The organism is Stenotrophomonas sp. INTA L402-1, assembly GCF_059295135.1.
The window spans coordinates 41535-65839 of the sequence record NZ_JCAFWP010000013.1; the positions used below are offsets into that span (position 1 = coordinate 41535).

The window sequence follows — 24305 nt, forward strand, 5'->3', positions numbered from 1 at the left end:
GCACGGAGGCCCAAGCGCATGCAGTCATCCCCCTGGACACCCGCCGCCAGCGGCTCGCCGACCCCGGTGCTGCTGGTGGAGGACGACCGCCGCCTGGCCGAACTGGTCAGCGACTACCTGCACGAACATGGCTTCGCCGTGCAGCATGTGGCCCGTGGCGACCTCGCCGGTGCGGCCTGCCGCCAGCACGCGCCGGAACTGGTGGTGCTGGACCTGATGCTGCCCGGCCTCGGCGGCATAGACGTGTGCCGGCAGATCCGCAGCTTCTCCGATGTGCCGATCCTGATGCTGACCGCCTGCGAGGACGACATCGAACAGGTGCTCGGCCTGGAATCGGGCGCCGACGACTATGTGCACAAGCCGATCGAGCCGCGCCTGCTGCTGGCCCGCCTGCGCGCCCTGCTGCGCCGCCGCCATGGCAGCAGCAACACCGGCAACCCCTGCCGCCTGATGCACGGCGAGCTGCTGATCGACCGCATGCAGCGCGAGGTGCATCTGCACGGCCAGCCGGTGGACATGGGCACCACCGAATTCGAGATCCTGTGGCTGCTGGCCAGCCAGCCGGGGCAGATTCTCTCGCGTGACCAGATCCTGCAGGCGGTGCGCGGCATCGGCTTCGACGGGCTGGACCGTAGTGTCGATGTCAGCATCGGCAAGCTTCGCCGCAAGCTGGGCGATGACGCGCGCGAACCGCGGCGGATCAAGACGGTGTGGGGCCGCGGCTACCAGTTCAATCCCTCGTCCTGGTCGGCATGAAGCGGCTGTTTCTGCGCCTGTGGCTGGTGGTCGGCGCGAGCTTCCTGATCACCCTGCTGCTGATCAACGTGATCTTCGATCACATCTACCTGCCGTTCCAGCAGCGTGTGTTCGCAGAGCAGGTGCGCGGCCAGTTGTATGCATTGCGGCAGGGGTTGGACGGAAAGGACTCCGCCGCCCAGCAGGATCAGCTGGCGCAATGGCAACCCCACTATGGCATCGCATTGGCTCTGCTGCCGTCAGCACCGGCCCTCGCGGCCGGCGAACAGGAACAGCTGCAGCGCAACGGGCTCATTTCCCGGCAGAAGTTCGAGATCGTACTGGCGCCGCTTGATCCACTGCATCCCGATGGCCCCTGGCTGCGCCTGCATTTGCCAGGCGAGCCGTCGATGACCCTCTATCTCACCCTGATCGCCTATTCGGTGATGCTGGCCCTGTTCGGGCTGTGCCTGTACGCCTGGGTGCGCCTGCTCTGGCGCGATCTGGACGCGCTGCGCGTGCACGCCGACCGCATCGGCGCCGGCGATCTGCAGGCGCGCGCGCAGGTTTCGCCACGCTCGCAGATACGCGTCATCGTCGACCATTCCAACCGCATGGCCGCGCGCGTGGCCGAGCTGGTGCAGCGCCAGCGCGACCTCACCCATGCCATATCGCACGAACTGCGCACGCCCATCGCGCGCGTGGCCTTCGGCCTGGACCTGATGCAGGACAGCGACGATCACGAACGCCGTACACGGCTGGCACAGGGGCTGCACGGCGACCTGGCCGAACTCAACCGGCTGGTCAGCGAACTGCTGGCCTATGAGCGTCTGGAGCATCCCGGCGAAGGCGAGCCGATGCAGCGCATTGAAGCCAACGACTGGCTGCAGGCCTGCCTAGCCGATGCACGCCGTGATGCCGAACGAGCCGGCGTGGTCCTGCGCGTGCAGCCCAGTGCGTTGCCGCGGGTGGATGCCGAACCGCGGCTGCTGCAGCTGGCGCTGAGCAATCTGGTGGGCAATGCGCTGCGCCACGCGCGTTCGCAGGTGGAAGTGTCGCTGGTCGGTGTCGGCGGCCGCGCGTGCCTGCGCGTGGATGACGACGGCCCGGGCATCGCCGAGGCCGACCACGAAAAAGTGATGCGCCCGTTCACCCGCCTGGATGACAGCCGCAGCCGCGATACCGGCGGCTTCGGGCTGGGCCTGGCCATCGTCAACCGCATTGCAGCCCGCCACGGTGGCGAGCTGCGCATCAGCCGCGCCACGCTGGGTGGCGCGCGCCTGGAAATGCACTGGCCGCTGGCTGCCAGCTGAACGCCCACGGGCGCCATTACAGTTGATTACAACTCCCGCACAACTGCGGAGGGATCGGTCGCCGGCATATCGCCACGCTGGCGACCCTGCAGCACTCGCCGGATGCGCGCGCTGCTTTCCTCCCATTGTCGAGAGATTCCATGTCCCAGCTTCGCCGTTCCCCCACCCTGCTCTGCCTGGCCCTGCTGCCGCTGTTCGCCGCGCCGATGGCCCACGCCAAGGATGACCACTGGACCTTCGAGCTCGCCGCTGGTGGTGGCGTGACGCCGCGCTACAGCGGCAGCGAGGAATACCGCGCGACGCCGTCGCTGTCGTTCGATGTCACCTCGCCGGGGGGCTGGTTTCTGGGCACCAGTGGCATCGGCTGGGGCACGTCCATTGGCGAGCACACCCGCGTGCGTGCCTACATCGGCGCCAGCGGCATCCGCCGCGACAAGGACTCCCTGCTCGGCGGTTCGGACTTCCTGCGCGGCATGGGTGATATCGATACCCGTCCCCTGGTCGGTCTCACCGCTGGTTATACGCTGGGCGAAGCCGTGCTGAGCGGCTCCTGGCAGTTCACCCGCAAGGACGAGGACAAGGCCGAGAACGGCCTGGCTACCCAGCAGATCCATCTGAATCTGAGCATGCCGCTGTTCGACCTGGCCGGTGGCGTGGTCAGCGGCAGTGTTTCCACCGACTACGGCAATCGCGGTTACATGCAGACCTGGTACGGCGTCAGCCCGGAACAGGCGGCGCGCTCCGGCTTTGCCCAGCACACGCCGAAGGCTGGGCTGGTCAGCGCCGGTCTTGGCCTGAAATGGAGCCACCGCGTGGGCCGCAATGGCAACTGGTACATCTCGGCCGAAGGCACGCGCCTGCTCGGCGATGCGGCCGACAGCCCGATCGTGCAGAAGGCGAACCAGTTCGGCTTGATGAGCGGCTATACGCACCGCTTCTGAGTGAGCGCCGGGCATGGCCCGGCGTACTCCGCAGGAAACGGGGCGCTGCGGTCAGGCAGCGCCCCGATGGACTCACGCCTTGGCGAACACCAGGTGGCCGCCGTCGTTGCCGACTTCGATGGTGTCGCCGTTGACGAAGGCGCCGGACAGGATCTTCTGCGCCAGCGGGTTCTCCAGCTGCGCCTGGATCGCACGCTTCAACGGACGTGCGCCGTACACCGGATCGAAACCAACGTTGCCAAGCAGGTCGAACGCTGCATCGGACACCAGCAGCTTCAAACCACGTTCGGCCAGGCGCTTTTCCAGCCCACGCATCTGGATGCGCGCGATCTGCTTGATCTGCTGCTTGTCCAGCGGGTGGAACACCACGATGTCGTCCAGGCGGTTGATGAACTCCGGGCGGAAGTGCGCCTGCACCACGCCCATTACCGCCGCCTTCATCTGCGTGTAGGCCTCCGGGCTGTCATCAGCGCTCATGTCCTGGATCTGGTGCGAGCCCAGGTTCGAGGTCATCACGATGACGGTGTTGCGGAAGTCCACGGTGCGGCCCTGGCCATCGGTCAGGCGGCCATCGTCCAGCACCTGCAGCAGGATGTTGAACACATCCGGATGCGCCTTCTCCACTTCGTCCAGCAGGATCAACGAATACGGACGGCGACGCACGGCCTCGGTCAGGTAGCCACCCTCTTCGTAACCGACGTAGCCCGGGGGCGCACCGATCAGGCGGGCCACGCTGTGCTTCTCCATGAATTCGCTCATGTCGATGCGGATCATCGCGTCGGCACTGTCGAACAGGAACTCGGCCAGCGACTTGCACAGCTCGGTCTTGCCGACGCCGGTCGGGCCGAGGAACAGGAACGAGCCGGCCGGGCGATTCGGATCGGACAGGCCCGCACGCGAACGGCGCACGGCATCGGAGACGACCTTGATCGCTTCTTCCTGGCCGACCACGCGGTTGTGCAGCACCTCTTCCATGCGCAACAGCTTGTCGCGCTCGCCTTCGAGCATCTTGTTGACCGGGATGCCGGTCCAGCGCGATACGACCTCGGCGATCTCCTCGTCGGTCACGCGGTCCTGCACCAGCTTGAAGTCCTTGTGCTCGGCCTCCTGGGCCGCGGCCAGCTGCTTTTCCAGCTGCGGCAGCAGCCCGTACTGGATCTCGCTCATCTTGGCGAAATCCTGGCGGCGCTGCGCGGCCTCCAGCTCCAGCTTGGCCTGCTCGACCTGTTCCTTGATCTTGGTCGCGCCCTGCAGCGCGGCCTTCTCCGACTTCCAGATTTCATTGAGGTCGGAGAACTCGCGCTCCAGCCCGTCGATGTCGTTTTCCAGGTCGGCCAGGCGCTGCCGCGAGGCTTCGTCCTTCTCCTTCTTCAGCATCTCGCGCTGGATCTTCAGCTGGATCACCCGGCGCTCAAGGCGGTCCAGCTCTTCCGGCTTGGAGTCGATCTCCATGCGCAGTCGCGAGGCGGCTTCGTCCATCAGGTCGATGGCCTTGTCCGGCAGCTGGCGGTCGGTGATGTAGCGGTTGGACAACGTCGCAGCCGCGACGATGGCCGGATCGGTGATCTCCACGCCGTGGTGCACCGCGTACTTTTCCTTCAGGCCGCGCAGGATCGCGATGGTGTCCTCCACCGACGGCTCGCCCACGAACACCTTCTGGAAGCGACGCTCCAGCGCAGCATCCTTCTCGATGTACTTGCGGTATTCGTCCAGCGTGGTGGCGCCGATGCAGTGCAGCTCGCCGCGTGCCAGCGCTGGCTTCAGCATGTTGCCGGCATCCATCGCGCCATCGGCCTTGCCGGCGCCGACCATGGTGTGCAGTTCGTCGATGAACAGGATGATCTGGCCCTCGTTCTTGGCCAGGTCGTTGAGCACGCCCTTCAGGCGCTCCTCGAATTCGCCGCGGAACTTGGCCCCGGCAATCAGCGCGCCCATGTCCAGCGACAGCACGCGCTTGCCGCGCAGGCCTTCGGGCACTTCGTCGTTGATGATGCGCTGGGCCAGCCCTTCCACGATCGCGGTCTTGCCCACGCCGGGTTCGCCGATCAGCACCGGGTTGTTCTTGGTCCGGCGCTGCAGCACCTGGATGGTGCGGCGGATCTCCTCGTCTCGGCCGATCACCGGGTCGAGCTTGCCGCTCTCGGCACGCGCGGTCAGGTCGATGGTGTACTTCTCCAGCGCCTGCCGCTGTTCCTCGGCGTTCTCCGACTGCACGTTCTCGCCGCCACGCAGCTTGTCGATCGCAGCCTGCAGGCGGGTCTTGTCGGCACCGGCGGCGCGCAGCGCCATGCCCAGCGTGCCGCCGTCGTCCAGCGCCGCCAGCACGAACCACTCGCTGGCAATGAAGGCATCGCCGTTCTGCTGGGCCAGCTTGTCGGTCTGGTTCAGCAGGCGCCCCAGGTCATTGCCCATCGAGACGTTGCCGGCCTGGCCGGACACCTTCGGCAGTGCATCCAGCGCCTCGGTCAGGCGCTCGCGCAGCACCGGCACGTTCACCCCGGCCTGGGCCAGCAGCGGGCGCGTGCTGCCGCCCTGCTGGTCCAGCAGCGCGCTGAACAGGTGAACCGGTTCGATGATGCTGTTGTCGCGGCCAACGGCCAGCGACTGTGCGTCTGCCAGCGCCTGCTGGAAACGCGAGGTGAGCTTGTCCATCCGCATTGCGAATCCTCATCGGTCATCAGGGCCGGCCCGCGCCGGCGATGCTGGAAAGATGCGGTTGCCCCACCCCGTTTCAAGGGTGACTGCGACTGCACCCCGAGGCCAGTCAGCCTGCGGCCAGCATGCCGGAACGGGTGTGGTCGGCGCGTTGATCCCGATCAGTTCCGCGCGGTGGAGGGACTCAGCGGGTGATCGCGCTGCGGATCGCCCGCAGCTGCTGCTTGACCGCCCGCGCCTGCGCCGGGTCCATGCGCAGCAGGGCCTTCTGCCCGATCGAGCGTGACTGCAGGGTGGGATCGACGAAGCGATAGCGGCCCCGTTCGTCGCGCTGCACCAGCGGCGCCTGGGCCAGTTCCGGGGTCTCCAGCAGGTGGTCGATCACCGTGACCAGACGGTCGTTGAAATAGCCCTCGGGCCGGCCAAGGTCCACGTAAGCCTGCTGGATCAGCGGATAGAAGCGCTTGTAGGCGGTAGCCGTTGCCGCCGGGTCCAGCGCGGCAAATGCCTGCACGTAGGGCGCATAGCGCGCCGCATTGCTGGCGGCGATGCGTTCACCGCCTTCGCCCGGCTCGACCTGCAGGTTGCCCGGCAGCGGGCGCGCGGCCAGCGCGGTCGGCGGCACGCTGGGCTTGTCCAGGTTGTCGACCTGGGTAACCAGGCGCTGGATCAGATGATCGCGCAGCAGCAGGGTCAGCGGCCCTTCGCCCTGGAACAACTGGCTCAGCGCGCCCCAGGCCGCCGCATCGCTGTCAGCCAGCTTGGGCAACGCAGGGTCGGCCGCAGCCTCGGCATCCAGCGGATGCCTGATCGGGGGTGGTGTTGGGGCGGGTTCCGCAGCCGCCTTCGGTTGTGCCGGTGTGCCGGTACTGGCGGGGGGCGATTGCACCGGCACCGAAACACCGTCTGCCAGGCCCTTCAGCTGATCGCGGAACAGCCAACCGCCCGCGCCGCCGATCACCACCACGCCCAACACCCAGGGCCATACCGCCTTTCCACTCTGCATGATGCAGCACCTCGTTTTCACACGCATGGAGAAGGTGTGACCCGGCTGATTTCCGTGGGTTCCCCACCCGTTCCGGTAAGGTTCGGGAAACGCGTTGACAGCGCAGTGCGACGGGCGGCCCAATGAGCAGTCCAGCCCCTTCGACGAACGACCCATGGAGCTTCGCCCGGAACCGGTGCCTTTCCGCATCAGCACGCTCGACCTGACACTGGTGTATCGAGAGCAGAACGCGAGCGCACAGGTGAACGTGGAGGCACAGACGCTGGAGGACTATGCAGCGCAGCCGGGCATGCGTTACCGCTCACTGCAGGTGGATTTCGAACTTGTCCATGAAGCGCGTTGCCGGGGCGGGAATTTTCACGAGATGCGCCACGGCGAGATCTTCGAGGAAACCGGACCAGCCGATGAAACCGCGCACTGGCGGCAAACCGGTCTCTGCCCTTTCCCCGGCTTCTACCGGGTCATCCACGATCCTGGCCTGGCGGCACTGCTCGCGCACTACGATCCCCGCAATGTCCACGACCTGCAGCTTTTCATCCTTGCCGCACATGACAGCTACGTTGAAGTCCTGGCCAAGGGATATCGCTACACGCTGGCTGGCAGCGTCAATGAACACGACATCATCACCGTCGCGCCATCGGCCTGAACACTCCGACATCCAACGCCAGGTAGGCATTGCACTCACGCCCGCTTTGCGCGAGCAGCGCGACGCTATGCATCCTGTCCCGTGGAGACACAGCCATGCAGTACGCGCTGTATTACTGGACCGGCATCCAGGGCCGTGGCGAGTTCGTGCGCCTGGCGCTGGAGGATGCCGGTGCCGACTACATCGACATGGCGCGGGTGCACGGCGATGCAGTGATGCAGCCGTTTCTCGATGGCAGCAGTGAAGGTGCGCAGCCCTTTGCGCCGCCGTTCCTGAAGGCCGGTCGCCAGGTCATCGCGCAGGTCGCGGCCATCCTGGATTTCCTGGGCCCGACGCTGGACCTGGTGCCGCAGGCGGCCTCGCGGCGGATGCAGGCGCTGCAGTTGCAGCTGACCATCGCCGACCTGGTGGCCGAGGTGCATGACACCCACCATCCGATCGCTGCATCGAAGTACTACGAAGAGCAGAAGACCGAGGCCAAGGCACGTGCCGCGTCGCTGCGCAGCGAACGGCTACCGAAGTTCCTCAGCTACTTCGAGCAGGTGCTGGCGGCCAACGGTGGCCGCCATGCACTGCGCGAGCACTCGTATGTGGATCTGTCGCTGTTCCAGCTGCTGAGCGGGCTGAACTACATGTTCCCACGCCGCATGCAGGCACTGGAACCGACCCTGCCCCTGCTGCGCGCGCTGCAGGAGCGGGTGGCGAAACGACCCAACATTGCCTCCTATCTGGACTCGGAACGGCGATTGCCGTTCAACACCAACGGCATCTTCCGCCACTACCCGGAACTGGATGGAGAGCGGTAGTGCCGGCCGCTGGCCGGCAGCTGCACACTACGTCCGAGGTCCATGAGGATGCCGGCCAGCGGCCGGCACTACTCTGGGGTCAGCTGTTTTCACCCAGCGGCTTCACCGCCTGCTTCTGCAGTGACAGCAGGCCCAGCAGCAGCGCCAATGCCACATAGGCGCCGGCGAACTGCCAGCTGATGATGCGCGCCAGGCCGTCCAGATCCCACGGCAGGTAGATGCCACCGCGCGGGTCCACCGAGTGGATCAGGCCGAACAGGGTCAGCACCGCCGCCACCAGCAGGAAGCCGCAGGCGCGGCGCAGGCGGCCATCCACCATCGCCGCCACCGCCGAGATCCACAGCATTGAGGTGATGATGAAGCCATTGCCGAGGGTGAAGATCACCGCCAGCTCAGGCAATCCGTGGCCATCGAGCTTGGTCAGCAGCTGCGGCAGCTGGTCCGGTGCGATCCAGCCCGGCGCCTTGATCGCCAGCAGGTACGCTACCGACGGCAGGAAACCGAACACCATCGCGCCGGTATGGTGGCGCGGCGTGGCCTGGAAGGCCTGGGTGGTGATGTCGATGGCCACGTACACGATGATCGGTGCCAGCACCGCCAGCGGCAGCCACTGCACCAGCCCGGAGATGATGCCGAGCATGCCGCCGATGCCGACGAACAGGCCGGTCAACAGCGTGTAGCCGCTGCGCGCGCCCATGTGCTTGTAGGCCGGCTGGCCGATGTACGGCGTGGTCTGCGCCACGCCACCACAGACACCGGCCACCAGCGTGGCCACCGCTTCCACCAGCAGGATGTCGCGGGTGCGGTAGTCGTCACCGGCCGCGCGCGCGCTTTCAGACACATTGATGCCGCCGACCACCATCAGCAGGCCGAACGGCAGCAGCAGCGGCAGGTAGGTCATCGCGGTAGGCAGGCCATCGAGGAAGCCCAGCGTCGGCAGCGGCAGCACCACCTGCGGCGGCACCCACGCCGGCACGTGGAAGCCCGGTGCGCCCAGCCCGGCCAGGCCAAGGCCGTAATACAGCACGGTGCCGAACACGAAGGCCAGCAGCACGCCCGGGCCACGCACCGGCAGCTTGCCCTTGGCGATCAGCACGTACAGCAGCAGGCCCAGCGTGGTGAAGCCGACCAGCGGCGAGCGCAGCGTTTCCAGCAACGGCAGCAGGCCCATCAGCACCAGCGCGATGCCGGCGATGGAACCCAGCAGCGCAGCACGCGGCAGCGCGCGGGTGACCGCTTCACCAAAGAATGACAGCACGAACTTGAGCACGCCCATGATCACCAGCGCGGCCATGCCCAGCTGCCAGGTGGCGATGCCCGCCGCGTGCGGGTCCATGCCCTGCTGCTTGAAGGCGATGAAGGCCGGACCGAGCACCAGCAACGCCATGCCGATGCTGGTCGGTGCATCCAGGCCGAGCGGCATGGCGGTGACATCGTCGCGGCCGGTACGCGCGGCCAGCCGGCGTGCCATCAGGGTGTACAGCAGGTTGCCGACCAGCACGCCGAAGGCGGTGCCGGGGAACATGCGGCCGAACACCACGTCGGCGGGGAACTGGAAGATCCCGACCAGGGCCATGGCGATGAAGCCGAGGATGGAGAGGTTGTCGACGACCAGGCCGAAGAAGCCGTTGAAGTCGCCGGCGACGAACCAGCGACGCGGTGCGGCGGAAGCGGGAGCGGACATGGAAGGGGCGGTGGGGGTGGGGACCGCCGATGGTAGGCCCAGCGGGGCCCGGGCGCCAATTCCGTCGTGGAATGATGGGTTCCAGCCAACGGCGGGGCCCCTCGTGGCTGGAGGTTGGTCGCGGACAGCGATTTCTGGGTTGGGCCGGTCGGGATGGGCTGCGCAGGACACGCCGTAAACCCGTCCCTGGGGGCTCGATGGCGCCATCCATGGCGCCAACGGTCCTGCGCAGCCCATCCCGAACGGCCCCTGACAGTTTCCTGCGCGTGCCAGCCACGGAAGAGAATCAAAAGATCAAAAGCAAAGGCAGGCTCTCGTTGTTACGCCGAGCCCATGCTCGGCTGCTGTACGCGAAGCCTCCGAGCCGCGCATGGCTCGGCTCTACGGAAGATCATTCCGGTCATTCCTGCGTTATCCACGCATGGCGTGGATCTACTGTGTCGACCAAGGTCGACACCTACCAACAGCAGCGATGATCTGTCGAAGGCGGGGTGGGTCCGGTTGCGGGGGTGTCCGCGGCATGGATGCCGCGACCGAGCTTACATGGATGTACTTGCAGCGTCCCCCGCAACCGGACCCACCCCGCCATCCCTCAGTAAACCAGCTTCTGCTCTGGCTCTGGCTCGTAGCGGGTGCAGGGCGCAGCCCTGCATCGACCAACCCCCTACTTCTTCAGGAAGTTGTCCACCAGCAGATGCTTCACGTCGTCGAAGCGGCCGTTCAACACGGCCTTGGCGGCGTAAAGCGCCGTACCGGCCACCTGCTTCGCCTCGATCTGCGGCGGCATCACCAGCTCGGCGCGGCTGGTATGCACGTCCAGCAGCGCCGGGCCGCGTTGGGCCAGGAAGTCCTGCACCGCTTCCTCCAGATCCTCGCTGCGGGTCACGGTGCGGCCGTGGAAGCCGATCACCTCGGCCAGGCGGCCGAAGTCCGGGTTCTTCAGGTCGGTGTAGTTGTCCAGAAGGCCTTCCACCTTCTGCTCCAGCTCGACGAAGTTCAGCGAGCCGTTGTTGAACACCACCACCTTGATCGGCAGGTTTTCCTGCACGGCCGTCAACAGATCGCCCAACAGCATCGCCAGGCCACCATCGCCGGACAGCGAGATCACCTGCCGACCCGGGAACGCCTTCTGCAGGCCCAGTGCCTGTGGCATCGCGTTGGCCATCGTGCCGTGCAGCAAGCTGGTCAGCGTGCGGCGGCGGCCGTTGACACGGATGTGGCGCAACACCCACACCATCGGCGAGCCTCCGTCGGCGGTGAACAGTGCATCATCGGTGGCGTACTTCGACAGCAGCGCGGTCAGGTGCTGCGGATGGATCAGCTCGCCCTCACCGGGCTGCTCTTCCTTCTCGCGCTTCTTCAGTGCCTTGTCACGGCGCTCGATGCACTCGTCCAGGAAACTGCTGTCCTCGCGCGGCGGCAGCATCGGCAGCAAGGCGTCCAGCGTCGGCGCGATATCACCGACCACGCCAAGGTTCACCGGATGGCGGCGGCCGAGGTGGCTGCCATCGCGGTCGACCTGGATGATGGTGGCCTTGTCCGGGTAGAACTGGCCCCAGGCGAAGTCGGCGCCGAGCAGCAGCAGCGTGTCGCATTCCATCAGCGTGTGGAAGCCGGATTCGATGCCGAAGATGCCGGTCATGCCCATGTTGTACGGGTTGTCCGGCTCGACGAAATCCTTGGCGCGCGAGGTATGCGCCACCGGCGCCTGCAGGCGCCGGGCCAGTTCCAGCAGTTGCGCGTGCGCGCCCTGGCAACCGGCACCAGCGTAGACACCAATGCGCTTGCCCTGCCCCAACAACTCGGCGACACGCTGCAGTTCCGCGTCGGAGGGGCGCAGCACCGGCTGGGTGTAGTGCACCGAGAACGGCACATCGTGCTTCACCTCGGCCTCGCTGATGTCAGCCGGCAGGATCACTACGGCGACGCCGCGACGGCTGATCGCGGCCTGGCAGGCCAACGCCACCACGCGACGCGCCTGTTCGGCGCTGTGCACCTGTTCGCAGAACACCGTGCAGCTGCCATACACCGCCTTGAAGTCCACTTCCTGCGGAAACTCCATGCCCAGCTCGCTGGTGACGATCTGGCTGGCGATCAGCACCATCGGCGCGCGGTTGCGATTGCTCTCGAAGATGCCATTGATGAAATGCAGGCCTCCCGGGCCGCAGGAGCCAGCACACGCCGTCAACTGGCCGCTGACCAGCGAATCCGCGCCTGCGGCGAATGCGGCCACTTCCTCATGCCGCACATGCACCCAGGCGATGTCACTGCCATGCATCGCATCGGTCACATGATTGAGCGTATCGCCCACGATGCCGTAGCAACGGCGGACACCGGCCTGCTGCAGGGCGTCCACCACGATTTCTGCCACGCGCTTGCTCATCGGATACATCCTCGAACGGGGGAACGTCCGAGGCTAGACCTGATGAAGTGATGCTTCCGCAAAAAAAGGGGACGGAGGGAATTAAGTCGTTAACGGCACAAACGACTTAATTCCCTCCGTCCCCTTTTTTCTTCAATCGTTGACGTTGATCCAGCCCACCACCGCGCCCTGCTTCGGGTTGCGGTAGCGCAGCTTCATCCAGCCATCCTGTTCATCCAGCATTTCCACACGGTCGCCCTGTACCAGGTAACGCTTGGTGCTGGATGCGCCGGGTCGGTCGAACAGGAACAACCGCGCTGGCACCACGGTGGCCTGCTGGCCACGCAGCGGCCCATCCGGCGGTGCGCCCAGGCCATCAGCGATGGCGGTCTCCAGCACACGACCGGCGGGATCATAGGTACGCCAGACCGCCAATGGGCCCTGCTCGTCGCTCTGTTCCCATTGCAACGCGGCGTTCACCGTGTCGCCCAGCATCAGCACGCTCTCGCTGCGGTAGAGATAGAGCTTCGCACCTGCAAACCGGTACTGGTCGGCGTACCACATCGGGCCGCTACGGCAGCTGCTGGTCAGGGTTCGAGTGGCAGCATCCACGCTCAACCCCATCAGGTCACCGCAGCTGTCCTTGCCGTGGGTGTCGGCCTGCAGCGCGCGGAACCCGGCACTGGCCGGGTCGAAGCGGTACACCGTCACCGCTTCGTTGACCATGCCCACCGAGGCACGCGCAACCAGTTCCGGGTAGCCATCGAAATCGACGTCTTCCAGCGACCAGCGCGAATTGCCATCGGCATCCGCCGCACCCGCCAGCGTCTGGCGCTTGCCTGACGGTGACAGCTGCACTGCGATGCTGCCGTCCTGCTGGGGATCGGCATGCGCCTGCACATGCGCGGCCACCTGGAAGCGTAGCGTTTCGCTATCATCCCCACGCGCCTGCGCCGTCGGTGCCAGCACACCTGCCAATACTAGGCCCAGCAGGCATTCCCTGTAGTTCATCATTGCTCCCTGCGGCACCGCGGCGGCACCTTCAACTCAGAACGATACCTCGACCGCCTGCCGCGACCACAGCACCGATTGATGCTTGGTCTGCTGCTTCCACGCCAGGCGGATCGCTTCGATATCAGCACGGCGCTGCGGGGTGTCCTCGTGCAGCACCACGAGCACCTTGGTGCGCAGGCGGTTGGGCGCGGCATCACCGCGGAACAGCCACTGACCATACGCATCGAACACGGTCAGTCCATCCGGGAAGCGCGGGGTCACTTCCTTGTCCAGGAAAGCGCGCCACTGCGTCTCGCTGATGGTGTCGGCCTGCGGACGGTTGCCGGCGCCCTGCTCCTCGCCCACGCCGAAGTACAGCTCACTGCGCACCCAGCCGTGGCCGGCGGACGGGCGGGCGGCATCGCCCTTCAGTTCGGCGGTGGTGGCCGTGGCATAGGCGCTGGGCGCCTGCGAGGACAGGCTGGCGCAGCCACTGGTGGCCAGCAGCACGGCGAAGACGAGGCCAAGGTGTTTCATCGGTACAGCTCCGGGGAAGGGGGGCAAGGCGAGCCGGCAGCGTACAGCGCCACCGGTCCGGCGTGCTGATGCCAACGGGGCATCAACTCATGCCGGACCGCCAGGGACTTGCATCGGCACCGGCCATCACGCGAAGATAATATATCGCTTCATCCGGATGGATGTAAGTGAAACTATCTCCCCCTTCCCCGTCGTCGTTGTTGCTGGAGCCCCCATGTCCATCCGCCTGCCCGCGTCGCCGCTCGGCCTCGCCATCGCCATCGCGCTTTCCTCCACCGCCGTCCCGGCTCTGGCCCAGGACGCTACCAACCTCGACACCGTGATCGTCACCGGCACCCGTGCCGCCGACCGCACCGTGCTGGAATCCACCTCGCCGGTGGACGTGCTCACCGCCGAGGACATCCGCAAGGCGGGCGTGGTCAACGGTGAGCTGGGCAGTGCGCTGCAGGCCCTGCTGCCGTCGTTCAACTTCCCGCGCCAGTCCAACTCCGGCGGCGCCGACCACGTGCGCGCCGCACAGCTGCGTGGCCTGTCGCCGGACCAGGTGCTGGTGCTGGTCAATGGCAAGCGCCGCCACCACACCGCGCTGGTGAACACCGACAGCAAGATCGGCAAGGGCACCACGCCGGTCGACTTCAATTCGATCCCGGTCAGCGCGATCAAGCGCATCGAAGTGCTGCGCGACGGCGCCGGTGCGCTGTACGGTTCGGACGCCGTGGCCGGCGTGATCAACGTGATCCTCGACAACGGCGGCGACGGTGGCGAGATCGAGGCCAGCTACGGTGCCAACCACACCGACCTCAAGCCGATCGGCCGCACCCTCACCGACGGCCAGACCGGCAACATCAGCGCCAAGGTCGGCACCTCGCTGGGTGAGGACGGCGGCTTCCTGCGTGTCGGCCTGGAGTACAAGCACCGCAACGGCACCAACCGCGCCGGCTTCGACCAGATTCCGCCGTGGGACCAGACGCCGGACAACCTGGCGCTGCAGGGCAAGCGCAACTACGTGCTGGGCGATGGCAAGAGCAAGGACATCAACCTGTGGCTGAACACTGAGATCCCGGTGGGCCAGACGTCTACGTTCTACGCGTTCGGCACCTTCAACCAGCGTGATACCGAAGGCGCGAACTACTTCCGCTACCCCGATGGCGACGCCAACTGGAAGCAGGTCTATCCGAACGGTTACCGGCCAATCTCCGAAGGCGAGAACCGCGACGTGCAGGCCGTGGCCGGCGTGCGCGGCCAGTGGGGTGAATGGAGCTACGACGGCAGCCTGGATTACGGCCAGAACGACTTCACCTACCGCCTGCGTGATTCGCTCAACGCGTCGCTGGGCCCGACCAGCCCGACCCGCTTCAAGACCGCCGACTACGAATACGCACAGACCGTGGGCAACCTCGACCTGAGTCGTGTGTTCACCCAGAGCGACAGCATCAGCCACACCCTGGGCCTGGGCGTGGAAGCACGCCACGAGCGCTACCAGACCCGTCCCGGCGACCCGGCCAGCTACGCCGCCGGCCCCTACACCGATCGCCCGACCGGCTCGCAGGCCGGTGCCGGCCTGACCCCGCAGGATGCAGCGCGCCTGTCGCGCGACGTGGCCAGCGCCTACGCCAGTCTCGCCAGCCAGTTCGGCGAGAAGTTCTCCACCGACTTGGCCGCGCGCTACGAGCACAACGACGATTTCGGCGGTGAACTGACCGGCAAGCTTGGCCTGCGCTATGAATTCACCCCGGCGTTCGCGCTGCGCGGCGCGATCTCCAACAACTTCCGCGCACCGTCGCTGGCGCAGATCGGCTACGAATCCACCTCCACCGGCTACAACGCCGGCGGCCAGCTGGTGCAGGGCCGCCTGTTGTCGGTCAACAATCCGATCGCACGTGGCCTGGGTGCGCAGAACCTGAAGCCGGAAAAGTCGATCAATACCTCGCTGGGCTTCACCAGCCGCATTGGCGAGCACTTCGACCTGTCGCTGGACTTCTTCCAGATCGACATCGATGACCGCATCGCGCTGTCGGAGAGCATCACCGGCGATGCACTGACCGACTACGTGGCCGCCAACTACGGCGTCAGCGGCCTGCAGAGCGCCAGCTTCTTCGTCAATGCCGCCGATACCCGCACCCGCGGTGCCGAGCTGGTGAGCAACTGGCGGCAATCGCTGGGCGATGGCCAGCTGCTGCTCACCGGCACCTATGCCTACACCAAGACCACGCTGAAAAACGTGCTGGCCACGCCGGCGCAGCTGCGCGCGCTAAACCCGGACTACGTGCTGTTCGGCATCGAAGAGACCAACACCCTCACCGATGCCACGCCGCGTACGCGCGGCAGCTTCTCGGCCGCATGGAGCAACGACCACTGGTCGCTGAGCACCCGCGTGAACCGCTATGGCAGCACCACCCGCGTGTTCAACTTCGGTGATGGCTACATCCCGCGCCAGACCTACCAGGCCGAGTGGCAGCTGGATGCGGAAGTCGAGTACCGCATCACGCCGCAGTGGAGCGTGGCCATCGGCGGGCAGAACCTGACCGACAACTACCCGGATCGATCCAACAGCGATATCCACTACTTCGGCAACCTGCCGTACGACGTGCTGTCGCCGATCGGCAGCAATGGCGCGTATTACTACGGCCGCGTCCGCTATACGTTCTGATTCATCAGTCCGGTAGTGCCGGCCGCTGGCCGGCAACCTCAGGGGGCATCCAGGGACCATGACGGTGCCGGCCAGCGGCCGGCACTACCAGATCCGTAGCCTGCCCTCGACCCCACGTACACGCCCGCGCTGGCAAGCTGGGCGTCATGGCTGAACCGCTCCCCCTGCGTCCGCCACCGCCATTGCTGGATGACGCCTGCGCGTTGTTCCTCGATGTCGACGGCACCCTGATCGAATTCGCTGCACGCCCGGATGCCGTGCAGTTGCTGCCGGATGTGCGTGAAGCCATCGGCCGCATCAGCGACCGCCTGGAAGGTGCCGTGGCACTGGTCAGTGGTCGCCCGCTTGAGCAGCTGGATCAACTGTTCGCTCCCCTGAAATTGCCCGCCGCCGGCCTGCATGGCCACGAACTGCGCGGCGAAGACGGTCGCGTCCTGCGCGACGAACACGACGACGACACCGCCGAGTGGCTGCACGCGCTGCACCAGCAGGCGATGCGCTTCGCCCATGGCCATCCCGGCGTGCTGGTGGAAGACAAGGGCGTCGGCCTGGCGCTGCATTGGCGCGGTGCGCCGCACGCGGCAAGTAATGTACGCGCCTTCGCCGACCGCCATGTGCGTGGCCGTGCCAGCTATCGCCTGCAGCCCGGTGACCATGTGGTCGAGTTCGTTCCGGTCGGCACCGACAAGGGCCGTGCCGTGCGCCGGATGATGCAGTACCTGCCGTTCCGCGGCCGCCTGCCGGTGTTCCTCGGCGATGACCTGACCGATGAGTTCGGCTTCGACGCCGCCAATGGCCAGCATGGCTGGAGCGTACTGGTAGGCGAACGGGAACCCAGCAAAGCCGTGTTCGCGCTGCCCGACATACGCAGTGTGCACGCCTGGCTGCGTGAGAATGCCTATTGACCCGGCCACCCCACGGCCGCAACCGAGATGTACCGCGTGATGACCCAACCCGATCTTGATCTGGGCGTGGTCGGCAACGGCAGCTTCGGCGCCCTGGTCGACAAACGTGCCCGCGTTGTCTGGAGCTGCCTGCCCACCTTCGACGGCGACCCCACCTTCTGTGCCCTGCTCGGCCCCAACCAGCAGACGGGTGGCGACTTCGCCATCGAGCTGGAGGACTTCGCGAGCAGCGAGCAGGAATACCTGACCAACACCGCGATCCTGCGTACCGTGCTGCGCGACGCGCACGGTGGTGAACTGGAAATCCTTGATTTCGCCCCGCGCTGGCGCCAGAACGACCGTTTCTACCGACCGGTCAGCCTGATCCGCCAGGTACGACCACTGGCCGGCAGCCCACGCATCACCGTGCACGCACGGCCACTGGCCGACTGGGGCGCACGCGTGCCCGAGTCCACCTGGGGCAGCAACCACGTGCGCTGGATCCTGCCCGAGCACGTGCTGCGGCTGACCACCGACGTGCCGGTGCGCTTCGTGCGCGATGGCCTGCCGTTCGTACTCAACCATCCCATCCACCTGATCCTGGGGGTGGATGAATCACTCAACCGCTCGATCAGTGGCTATGTGCAGGAAGCCTTCCAGCGCACCCGCGACTACTGGCGCGAATGGGTGCGCTACCTGTCCATTCCGCTGGAATGGCAGGACGCAGTGATCCGCAGTGCGATCACCCTGAAGCTGTGCCAGTACGAGGACAGCGGCGCGATCATCGCGGCGATGACCACCTCCATTCCGGAAGCACCCGGCAGCGTGCGCAACTGGGACTACCGTTACTGCTGGCTGCGTGATGCCGCGTTCGTGGTGCGCGCACTGAACCGCCTCGGCGCAACGCGCACGATGGAACAGTTCCTCGGCTACATCTTCAACCTGGCCACCACCGATGGCACGTTGCAGCCGCTGTATGGCATCGGCTTCGAGGCCAAGCTGGACGAGGACGAAGTACCCAGCCTGTCCGGCTACCGTGGCATGGGCCCGGTGCGGCGCGGCAACCTGGCCTGGGTGCAGCGCCAGCACGATGTCTACGGCAGCGTGGTGCTGGCGTCCACGCAGTTGTTCTTCGACCGCCGCCTGCAGGACCCGGGCGATGCGCACACCTTCGCCCGCCTGGAACCCTTGGGTGAACAGGCGTTCGCCCTGCACGACGTACCCGACGCCGGCCTGTGGGAATTCCGCGGCCGCACCGAGGTGCACACCTACACCAGCGCGATGTGCTGGGCAGCGTGCGATCGCCTGTGCAAGATCGCCGTGCGCCTGAAGCGCGATGACCGCGCCCATTACTGGCGCGAGCGCGCCGACACCATCCATGCGCGCATCATGGCCGAGTCCTGGAGCGAGGAGCTGGGCCACTTCACCGATACCTTCGGTGGTCATCGGCTGGACGCCTCGTTGCTGCTGCTGGCCGACATCGGCTTCATCGATGCGCTGGATGCCCGCTTCGTGGCCACCGTCGACGCCATCGGCCGCGACCTCAAGCATGGCAACTCGCTGTACCGCTATGTCGCGCCGGATGACTTCGGCGAACCGGAAACCAGCTTCACCATCTGCACCTTCTGGTACATCGATGCGCTGGCGGCGATTGGGCGCATGGACGAAGCACGCGGGATGTTCGAGCTGCTGCTGAAACAGCGCAACCACCTGGGCCTGCTGTCGGAGGATCTGGCCTTCGACAGCGGCGAGGCCTGGGGCAATTTCCCGCAGACCTATTCGCACGTCGGCCTGATCACCGCCGCAATGCGCCTGTCGCGGTCCTGGCAGGAGGCATCGTGAGTCGTCTGGTGGTGGTTTCAAACCGCGTGGCGGTGCCGGGCGAGAACCGCGCCGGCGGCCTGGCGGTGGGCCTGCTGGCCGCGCTGAAGGAACGTGGCGGCATGTGGTTCGGCTGGAGCGGCAAGAGCGTGCGCGACGGCAGCGGCACGCTGCACACGCAGAAGGATGGCGATATCGAATTCGTCACCCTCGACCTGAGCAAGCGCGAGGTGGATGGCTACTACAACGGTTTCGCCAATCGCACCCTCTGGCCGTTGCTGCACTTCCGTCTGGATCTGGTCGACTACGACCGGGGCACCCGCGAGACCTACCATAAGGTCAACGCGCTGTTCGCCGACAAGCTCGCGCCGCTGCTGCGCGAGGACGACATCGTCTGGATCCACGACTACCACCTGATCCCGCTTGGTGCGCTGCTGCGCGAGCGTGGCATCGGCTGCCGCATCGGCTTCTTCCTGCACATCCCGATGCCGTCGGCCGACCTGCTGCAGGCCATGCCCGACCACCTTCGGTTGTTCTCCGCGCTGTACGCCTACGATCTGGTCGGCTTCCAGACCCAGCGCGACGCCGATCGCTTCCAGACCTACCTGCGCCTGTTCGGCGGCGGCCGCGTGCTCGACAACGGCGAGCTGGAAGCACCGGGCGGGCGCCGCTTCCGTGCGGCGGCGTTCCCGATCGGTATCGACACCGAGCTGATCGCGCGACAGGCCGGCACCGCCGCCACCAAGGCCGCTGTGAAGAACCTGCGCAACAGCCTGCGTGACCGCCAGCTGGCGATCGGCGTGGATCGCCTGGACTATTCCAAGGGCCTGCCCGAACGCTTCCTCGGCTTCGAGCGCTATCTGGAGCGCCATCCGGATCAGCGCGGCTCGCTGACCTACCTGCAGATCGCCCCGGTCTCGCGCGGCGATGTCACCGAGTACCGGCAGCTGCGCAGCCAGCTGGAGCAGATCGCCGGCCACATCAACGGTGGGCACGCCGAACCGGACTGGACGCCGCTGCGCTACGTCAACCAGAACTTCACCCATGCCACGCTGACCGGCTTCTACCGGGCGGCGGCAGTGGGCCTGGTCACGCCGCTGCGCGATGGCATGAACCTGGTAGCCAAGGAGTACGTGGCGTCGCAGGACCCGGAAGACCCCGGCGTGCTGGTGCTGTCGCTGCTGGCCGGCGCCGCCGACGAACTCAAGCAGGCGCTGCTGGTGAACCCGCATGATCTGGACGGCGTGGCCGACGCCATCGCCACCGCGGCAACGATGTCGCTGCGCAGGCGCAAGGAACGCTGGCACGCGATGATGGAGCACCTGCGCACCTACGACATCAACCACTGGCGCCGCAGCTATCTGGACGCGCTGGAAGGTTGAGGGAAAAAGGGGACGGAGGGGATTAAGTCGTTTGTGCACAAACGACTTAATCCCCTCCGTCCCCTTTTTTCTTCAATCCAGGAATCGCGCGGCCTGCTCCGGTGCGGGCAGGTAACAGGCGTCATGCCGTCCGAACCAGCGGTAGCGGTTGCGGGCCAGCGCGCGGTACGCCGCGTCGCGCCAACTGCGCGGCAGCACGCGCAATGCACCGGTCAGGCGCCAGGCGCCGCCCAGCCCCGCCAGCACGCGCAGGATCGCATCGGTATCGGTCCAGGCGCCCTGTGCGTCCAGCAACAGGAACGACATCGGGTCCTGCGGGTCCAGCCCGTGCGCGCGCAACATCGCGCTGCCCTGCGCGCCCTGCATCGCCGCAAAGCGGTAGCGGCCCCTGCCGTCGAAACGCAGCAGGAAGCGCACCCAGCGGTTGCACAGCGCGCACACGCCATCGAACACGATCACCGCGTTGCCGGCCTCGGCGGCGGAATCACTGCGGTTCGAGCCAGCCTTCATAGCGGATCAGGGCTCCGGCCCAGGGCAAGGTCACATCGACCAGGAAAGTGTAGCGCTGGCCGTGCGACGCTTCGCGACATCGCACGCCGCCGAACCAGCGCTTGGGCAGCGGCAGCAGCCCGAACGCCCAGACCCGCCGCACCGACCAGTCGATGCCACCGTCGCGGGCCTGCAGATCAAATTCGAAGCGCACCGCGCCCAACTGCTCGCGCAGGTACCCCTCGTGCGCCCACAGCCGCGACACCATCGGCCAGCGGCCAAACCGCCTCGCCCACTGCTCGCCCTGCCCGTGTGCACTGAACGCCACTTCGGTGGGCAGCGCGTCGCCGTCCTTCGGCAACTGCGCCAACGCGGCCAGCAGCGGCACCAGCCAGTGCCGCCCTCTCACGATGCGCGCCTGCCCCACGTAGCGGCACGGCAACGGCACGGCATGCAGCGCCTGCACCGGCGCGGCCAGGGTGGCGAAGGCCGGCCCCAGCACGCGCGCGAACAGCGGCGGGGTCAGGGCGCGATCCAGGCCAGGGTCGCCATGCGCCCGGTGCGACGGTCGCGCCGGTGCGAATACAGGTCCGGATCGGCCATCGTCGACACCTTGCCGCCATAAACCTGCGCCGGGTCCATCCCCGCCGCCCGCAACCGCTGCCGCGCCAGCGCGAACAGGTCCACCTTCCAGTGCCCCTGGCGTGTCGCCACAAACGCCGCCTCGGCCGCCGGATCATGGCCGACGAAGGCGTGGAAGACCTCTTCGCCGATCTCGTAGTCGGCCGGTCCGGCCGCCGGGCCCAGCCACGCGCGAAGCTGCGCGGGCGGGGTCTGCATGGCGGCCACGGTGGCTTCCAGCATGCCGTCGGCCAGCCCGCGCCATCCAGCGTGAGCGGCGCCCACCTCGCTACCGTCGGCAGCGGCGAACACCACCGGCAGGCAGTCGGCGGTCAGGATCGCCAGCACCACGCCGGGCACCGAGGTCACCGCAGCGTCGGCCACCGGTTCGCTTGCGCCAGGCACCGGCGGCGTTGTGAAGCGCAGCACGGTACTGCTGTGCACCTGGCGCAGCCAGTGCGGTGCCGACGGCAGCGCCAGCCCCTGCTGCAGCAGCTGGCGGTTGTGCTCCACGTTGGCCGGGGTATCACCATCGGCCGCGTGCCGGTTGCCCAGGTTGAACTGCGCGAACGGCGCCGGCGAAATGCCCGCACCGTGCCGACGCGTGGTCAGCGCATGGACGCCCGGAGGCGCCGGCCAGTCCGCCTGCAGCAAAGGCAACGCGGCGGCCATCACCAGCGGTCCCGCTCGCGTGCGGCGAAGGCTTCGCTGTCTTCGCGCAGCACCTTCATCAGGTGCAGCATGTCGTCCGGCACCGGCGCGGTGTTGCGCACCGGCTCACCGGTGATCGGGTGCGTGAACTCCAGGGTCTCGGCGTGCAGGGCCTGGCGCTTGAAGCCGCGCAGCGCGGCTACCAGCTCATCGCTGGCGCCCTTGGGCAGCTTCAGCGCACCGCCGTACAGCGGGTCACCGATGATCGGATGGCGCACATGCGCCATGTGCACGCGGATCTGATGGGTACGGCCGGTTTCCAGGCGGCACTCCAGCGCAGTGTGCGCACGGAAGCGCTCGCGCAGGCGGTAATGGGTGATCGCTTCCTTGCCGTCCTCGCGCACGGCCATCTTCAGGCGGTCGCGTGGGTGGCGGTCGATCGGGGCATCGGCGGTACCGCCGGCCACCAGCGCACCCATCACGATGGCCAGGTACTGGCGGTGCACGTCGCGCGCGGCCAGCTGCTCGACCAGTGCGGTCTGCGCTTCCAGGGTCTTGGCCACCACCATCACGCCGCTGGTGTCCTTGTCCAGGCGGTGCACGATGCCGGCGCGCGGCAGCACCGCCACCGAGGGGTCACGGAACAGCAGGGCGTTGACCAGGGTGCCGCTGTGGTTGCCCGCGCCCGGGTGCACCACCAGGCCGACCGGCTTGTTGATCACCAGCAGGTGCTCGTCCTCGAACAGCACGTCCAGCGGGATGTCCTCCGGCTGGGCGTCGGTCTGGGTCTCGAGCACCACGTTGAGGGTCACGAGCTCGCCGCCGCGCAGCGGATCGCGCGGGCGCACCTGGGCGCCGTCCAGCAGCACCTCACCGGCCTTGATCCACTCGGTCAGGCGCGAACGCGAGTATTCGGGGAACAGTTCGGCCACCACGGCGTCGAAACGACGGCCGGCAGCGGTGTCGGGGACGATGGCCTGGCGGGCCGATTCAGAGGGTTGTTCAGACATGGCAGGGGGCATTCTTTGAAATTTTGGGGTCCCGGCGGCCGGTTTCAGTCGCTGGACAGGACACTAGGCTATCATCGACCCTTCGTATTCCAGCCGCGTCCCGCCTCGACCCCATGATCCGACGCTCCGCCATGCTCTCCGCGCCCGTCCGCCTCACCGCCCTGCTGCTGGTGCTGGTCATCGCCGCCACCGGCTGCCACCGTGGTGCCAAGAAGGGCGATCGCCCCGATGAAGGGACGCCGGTCGAACAGTTGTACGAGAAGAGCCACAAGCTGATGCAGGGTGGCAACTGGAGCGGCGCCGAAGCCAGCTTCCGCCGCCTGGTGGCCCAGTATCCGTACGGTCCGTACACCGAGCAGGCGATGATCGAGACCGCCTACGCCCAGTACAAGGCCGGCAAGCACGATGACGCGGTGTCCAGCATCGACCGCTTCATCCGTACCTACCCGACCCATCGCAACATCGCGTACCTGTACTACCTGCGCGGCCTGGCCAACTCCAACCGCAGTACGGTTTTCCTGCGCCGCGTATGGTCGCTGGATGCCAGCCGCCGCGACCTGTCCACGCCGCACCAGGCGTATTCGGACTTCAACATCGTGGTGGACCGCTACCCGAACAGCCGCTACGCCGCCGATGCGCGCCAGCGCATGCTGGAGCTGCGTGACGTGTTCGCCCAGCATGAGCTGGACAACGCCCTGTACTACATGCGCCGCGGCGCCTGGGTCTCGGCCGCCGGCCGCGCCAACTACCTGCTGGAAACCTACCCGCAGAGCGCCTTCCAGTACGACGCCGTGGCTGTGCTGGCCGATTCCTACACCCACCTGGGCAACAAGACCCTGGCCGACGATGCCCGCCGCGTCCTGCAGCTGAACCAGCCGGACCACCCGTGGCTGGAAGGCAAGTGGCCGAAGTACCCGTGGATGATCCGCAAGCTGAACCCGTTCGCCGGCGAGAAATCCGCCAGCACCGGCCAGCGCAACGCGCGACTGGAAAAGAAGTAAGAGAGGGCCCCGAAAGGGGCCTTTTCTTTGTCGGTAGATCCACGCCATGCGTGGATGGTTCGTACGCCCATGGACCACGACACTAGGAATTCTACGAATTCCCGGCGGATGCGACGCC

At 66.8% G+C, this 24305-nt stretch carries 20 protein-coding genes; 10 read left to right on the top strand and 10 right to left on the bottom strand.

Features of this window, described 5'->3' with window-relative positions; genetic code table 11:
• The first annotated feature begins 18 nt into the window (after positions 1-18).
• From AC5O77_RS09660 to AC5O77_RS09670, 3 genes are all read left to right on the top strand, one after another.
• Entirely contained in the window at positions 19-756 is a 738-nt protein-coding gene (locus AC5O77_RS09660) for a winged helix-turn-helix domain-containing protein (protein ID WP_494506740.1), read from the top strand.
• Positions 753-2048 (top strand): ATP-binding protein, encoded by a 1296-nt coding sequence (locus AC5O77_RS09665; protein WP_494506741.1) that lies wholly within the window; start codon positions 753-755, stop codon positions 2046-2048. Before AC5O77_RS09660 ends, AC5O77_RS09665 begins: the two co-directional genes overlap by 4 nt.
• A gap of 140 nt (positions 2049-2188) precedes the next feature.
• Positions 2189-2989, top strand: coding sequence for a MipA/OmpV family protein (locus tag AC5O77_RS09670; protein ID WP_494506742.1), 801 nt, complete (start codon positions 2189-2191; stop codon positions 2987-2989).
• A gap of 72 nt (positions 2990-3061) precedes the next feature.
• Here the strand turns inward: AC5O77_RS09670 and clpB are convergent, their stop codons facing one another.
• Together clpB and AC5O77_RS09680 are read right to left on the bottom strand one after the other, a co-directional pair.
• On the bottom strand, positions 3062-5647 hold the full coding sequence (clpB, locus tag AC5O77_RS09675) for an ATP-dependent chaperone ClpB (RefSeq protein ID WP_494506743.1): 2586 nt from the start codon (positions 5645-5647) through the stop codon (positions 3062-3064).
• A gap of 181 nt (positions 5648-5828) precedes the next feature.
• On the bottom strand, positions 5829-6650 hold the full coding sequence (locus AC5O77_RS09680) for a DUF3014 domain-containing protein (protein ID WP_494506744.1): 822 nt from the start codon (positions 6648-6650) through the stop codon (positions 5829-5831).
• Between the two features lie 154 nt (positions 6651-6804).
• Between AC5O77_RS09680 and AC5O77_RS09685 the strand changes: the two genes are divergently transcribed.
• Both AC5O77_RS09685 and AC5O77_RS09690 read left to right on the top strand, forming a co-directional pair.
• A complete protein-coding gene (locus AC5O77_RS09685; protein WP_049422957.1) occupies positions 6805-7296 on the top strand; it encodes a hypothetical protein in 492 nt (163 codons plus the stop codon).
• Between the two features lie 95 nt (positions 7297-7391).
• A complete protein-coding gene (locus tag AC5O77_RS09690; RefSeq protein ID WP_032128550.1) occupies positions 7392-8102 on the top strand; it encodes a glutathione S-transferase in 711 nt (236 codons plus the stop codon).
• A gap of 79 nt (positions 8103-8181) precedes the next feature.
• On the opposite strand, the gene AC5O77_RS09695 is transcribed toward AC5O77_RS09690, so the two are convergent.
• The 4 genes from AC5O77_RS09695 to AC5O77_RS09710 all read right to left on the bottom strand — a co-directional run bounded on the left by AC5O77_RS09695 (position 8182) and on the right by AC5O77_RS09710 (position 13678).
• Entirely contained in the window at positions 8182-9786 is a 1605-nt protein-coding gene (locus AC5O77_RS09695; protein WP_032128551.1) for a SulP family inorganic anion transporter, read from the bottom strand.
• Positions 9787-10450: 664 nt separating this feature from the next.
• Positions 10451-12169 carry a thiamine pyrophosphate-dependent enzyme gene (locus tag AC5O77_RS09700; protein WP_478057730.1) on the bottom strand — a complete coding sequence of 573 codons (1719 nt, stop codon included), beginning with the start codon at positions 12167-12169 and terminating at the stop codon, positions 10451-10453.
• A 132-nt stretch (positions 12170-12301) separates the two neighbouring features.
• The gene (locus AC5O77_RS09705; RefSeq protein ID WP_478057729.1) at positions 12302-13159 is read right to left on the bottom strand and encodes an XAC2610-related protein; all 858 of its coding nucleotides are present in this window, start codon (positions 13157-13159) and stop codon (positions 12302-12304) included.
• A gap of 36 nt (positions 13160-13195) precedes the next feature.
• Positions 13196-13678: a DUF3574 domain-containing protein gene (locus AC5O77_RS09710; protein WP_032128812.1), complete on the bottom strand. Its 483-nt coding sequence runs from the start codon at positions 13676-13678 to the stop codon at positions 13196-13198.
• A 214-nt stretch (positions 13679-13892) separates the two neighbouring features.
• Here AC5O77_RS09710 and AC5O77_RS09715 point away from each other — a divergent pair, with 214 nt between their 5' ends.
• From AC5O77_RS09715 to otsA, 4 genes are all read left to right on the top strand, one after another.
• Positions 13893-16328: a TonB-dependent receptor plug domain-containing protein gene (locus tag AC5O77_RS09715; RefSeq protein ID WP_478057728.1), complete on the top strand. Its 2436-nt coding sequence runs from the start codon at positions 13893-13895 to the stop codon at positions 16326-16328.
• A gap of 146 nt (positions 16329-16474) precedes the next feature.
• Positions 16475-17233: a trehalose-phosphatase gene (gene otsB, locus AC5O77_RS09720; protein ID WP_478057727.1), complete on the top strand. Its 759-nt coding sequence runs from the start codon at positions 16475-16477 to the stop codon at positions 17231-17233.
• A 39-nt stretch (positions 17234-17272) separates the two neighbouring features.
• On the top strand, positions 17273-19054 hold the full coding sequence (locus AC5O77_RS09725) for a glycoside hydrolase family 15 protein (protein ID WP_423164147.1): 1782 nt from the start codon (positions 17273-17275) through the stop codon (positions 19052-19054).
• A complete protein-coding gene (otsA, locus tag AC5O77_RS09730) occupies positions 19051-20415 on the top strand; it encodes an alpha,alpha-trehalose-phosphate synthase (UDP-forming) (protein WP_032128815.1) in 1365 nt (454 codons plus the stop codon). Before AC5O77_RS09725 ends, otsA begins: the two co-directional genes overlap by 4 nt.
• A gap of 72 nt (positions 20416-20487) precedes the next feature.
• Here otsA and AC5O77_RS09735 read toward each other — a convergent pair whose 3' ends face one another.
• The 4 genes from AC5O77_RS09735 to rluD are packed head-to-tail and all read right to left on the bottom strand — an operon-like array spanning position 20488 to position 23186.
• Positions 20488-20925: a thiol-disulfide oxidoreductase DCC family protein gene (locus AC5O77_RS09735; protein ID WP_478057726.1), complete on the bottom strand. Its 438-nt coding sequence runs from the start codon at positions 20923-20925 to the stop codon at positions 20488-20490.
• On the bottom strand, positions 20900-21406 hold the full coding sequence (locus AC5O77_RS09740) for a DUF4166 domain-containing protein (protein ID WP_478057725.1): 507 nt from the start codon (positions 21404-21406) through the stop codon (positions 20900-20902). Before AC5O77_RS09740 ends, AC5O77_RS09735 begins: the two co-directional genes overlap by 26 nt.
• A 20-nt stretch (positions 21407-21426) precedes the next feature.
• Positions 21427-22197, bottom strand: a complete 771-nt coding sequence (gene pgeF / locus AC5O77_RS09745) for a peptidoglycan editing factor PgeF (RefSeq protein WP_478057724.1) — start codon at positions 22195-22197, stop codon at positions 21427-21429.
• Positions 22197-23186, bottom strand: a complete 990-nt coding sequence (gene rluD / locus AC5O77_RS09750; protein ID WP_080291790.1) for a 23S rRNA pseudouridine(1911/1915/1917) synthase RluD — start codon at positions 23184-23186, stop codon at positions 22197-22199. The genes pgeF and rluD overlap by 1 nt, the downstream gene beginning before the upstream one ends.
• Positions 23187-23299: 113 nt before the next feature.
• Here rluD and AC5O77_RS09755 point away from each other — a divergent pair, with 113 nt between their 5' ends.
• Positions 23300-24187: an outer membrane protein assembly factor BamD gene (locus AC5O77_RS09755; RefSeq protein WP_029379759.1), complete on the top strand. Its 888-nt coding sequence runs from the start codon at positions 23300-23302 to the stop codon at positions 24185-24187.
• Positions 24188-24305: the final 118 nt, after the last annotated feature.

What these genes read in the sequence shown, in the direction of transcription:
- AC5O77_RS09715 (WP_478057728.1), top strand. Translation starts at nt 13,893, where the DNA reads ATGTCCATCCGCCTGCCCGCGTCGCCGCTCGGCCTCGCCATCGCCATC.
- AC5O77_RS09680 (WP_494506744.1), bottom strand. Translation starts at nt 6,650, where the DNA reads ATGCAGAGTGGAAAGGCGGTATGGCCCTGGGTGTTGGGCGTGGTGGTG.
- clpB (WP_494506743.1), bottom strand. Translation starts at nt 5,647, where the DNA reads ATGCGGATGGACAAGCTCACCTCGCGTTTCCAGCAGGCGCTGGCAGAC.
- AC5O77_RS09695 (WP_032128551.1), bottom strand. Translation starts at nt 9,786, where the DNA reads ATGTCCGCTCCCGCTTCCGCCGCACCGCGTCGCTGGTTCGTCGCCGGC.
- AC5O77_RS09725 (WP_423164147.1), top strand. Translation starts at nt 17,273, where the DNA reads ATGACCCAACCCGATCTTGATCTGGGCGTGGTCGGCAACGGCAGCTTC.
- AC5O77_RS09705 (WP_478057729.1), bottom strand. Translation starts at nt 13,159, where the DNA reads ATGAACTACAGGGAATGCCTGCTGGGCCTAGTATTGGCAGGTGTGCTG.
- AC5O77_RS09690 (WP_032128550.1), top strand. Translation starts at nt 7,392, where the DNA reads ATGCAGTACGCGCTGTATTACTGGACCGGCATCCAGGGCCGTGGCGAG.
- AC5O77_RS09755 (WP_029379759.1), top strand. Translation starts at nt 23,300, where the DNA reads ATGATCCGACGCTCCGCCATGCTCTCCGCGCCCGTCCGCCTCACCGCC.
- AC5O77_RS09665 (WP_494506741.1), top strand. Translation starts at nt 753, where the DNA reads ATGAAGCGGCTGTTTCTGCGCCTGTGGCTGGTGGTCGGCGCGAGCTTC.
- AC5O77_RS09660 (WP_494506740.1), top strand. Translation starts at nt 19, where the DNA reads ATGCAGTCATCCCCCTGGACACCCGCCGCCAGCGGCTCGCCGACCCCG.
- AC5O77_RS09670 (WP_494506742.1), top strand. Translation starts at nt 2,189, where the DNA reads ATGTCCCAGCTTCGCCGTTCCCCCACCCTGCTCTGCCTGGCCCTGCTG.
- AC5O77_RS09685 (WP_049422957.1), top strand. Translation starts at nt 6,805, where the DNA reads ATGGAGCTTCGCCCGGAACCGGTGCCTTTCCGCATCAGCACGCTCGAC.
- pgeF (WP_478057724.1), bottom strand. Translation starts at nt 22,197, where the DNA reads ATGGCCGCCGCGTTGCCTTTGCTGCAGGCGGACTGGCCGGCGCCTCCG.
- AC5O77_RS09700 (WP_478057730.1), bottom strand. Translation starts at nt 12,169, where the DNA reads ATGAGCAAGCGCGTGGCAGAAATCGTGGTGGACGCCCTGCAGCAGGCC.
- rluD (WP_080291790.1), bottom strand. Translation starts at nt 23,186, where the DNA reads ATGTCTGAACAACCCTCTGAATCGGCCCGCCAGGCCATCGTCCCCGAC.
- AC5O77_RS09710 (WP_032128812.1), bottom strand. Translation starts at nt 13,678, where the DNA reads ATGAAACACCTTGGCCTCGTCTTCGCCGTGCTGCTGGCCACCAGTGGC.
- otsB (WP_478057727.1), top strand. Translation starts at nt 16,475, where the DNA reads ATGGCTGAACCGCTCCCCCTGCGTCCGCCACCGCCATTGCTGGATGAC.
- AC5O77_RS09735 (WP_478057726.1), bottom strand. Translation starts at nt 20,925, where the DNA reads ATGAAGGCTGGCTCGAACCGCAGTGATTCCGCCGCCGAGGCCGGCAAC.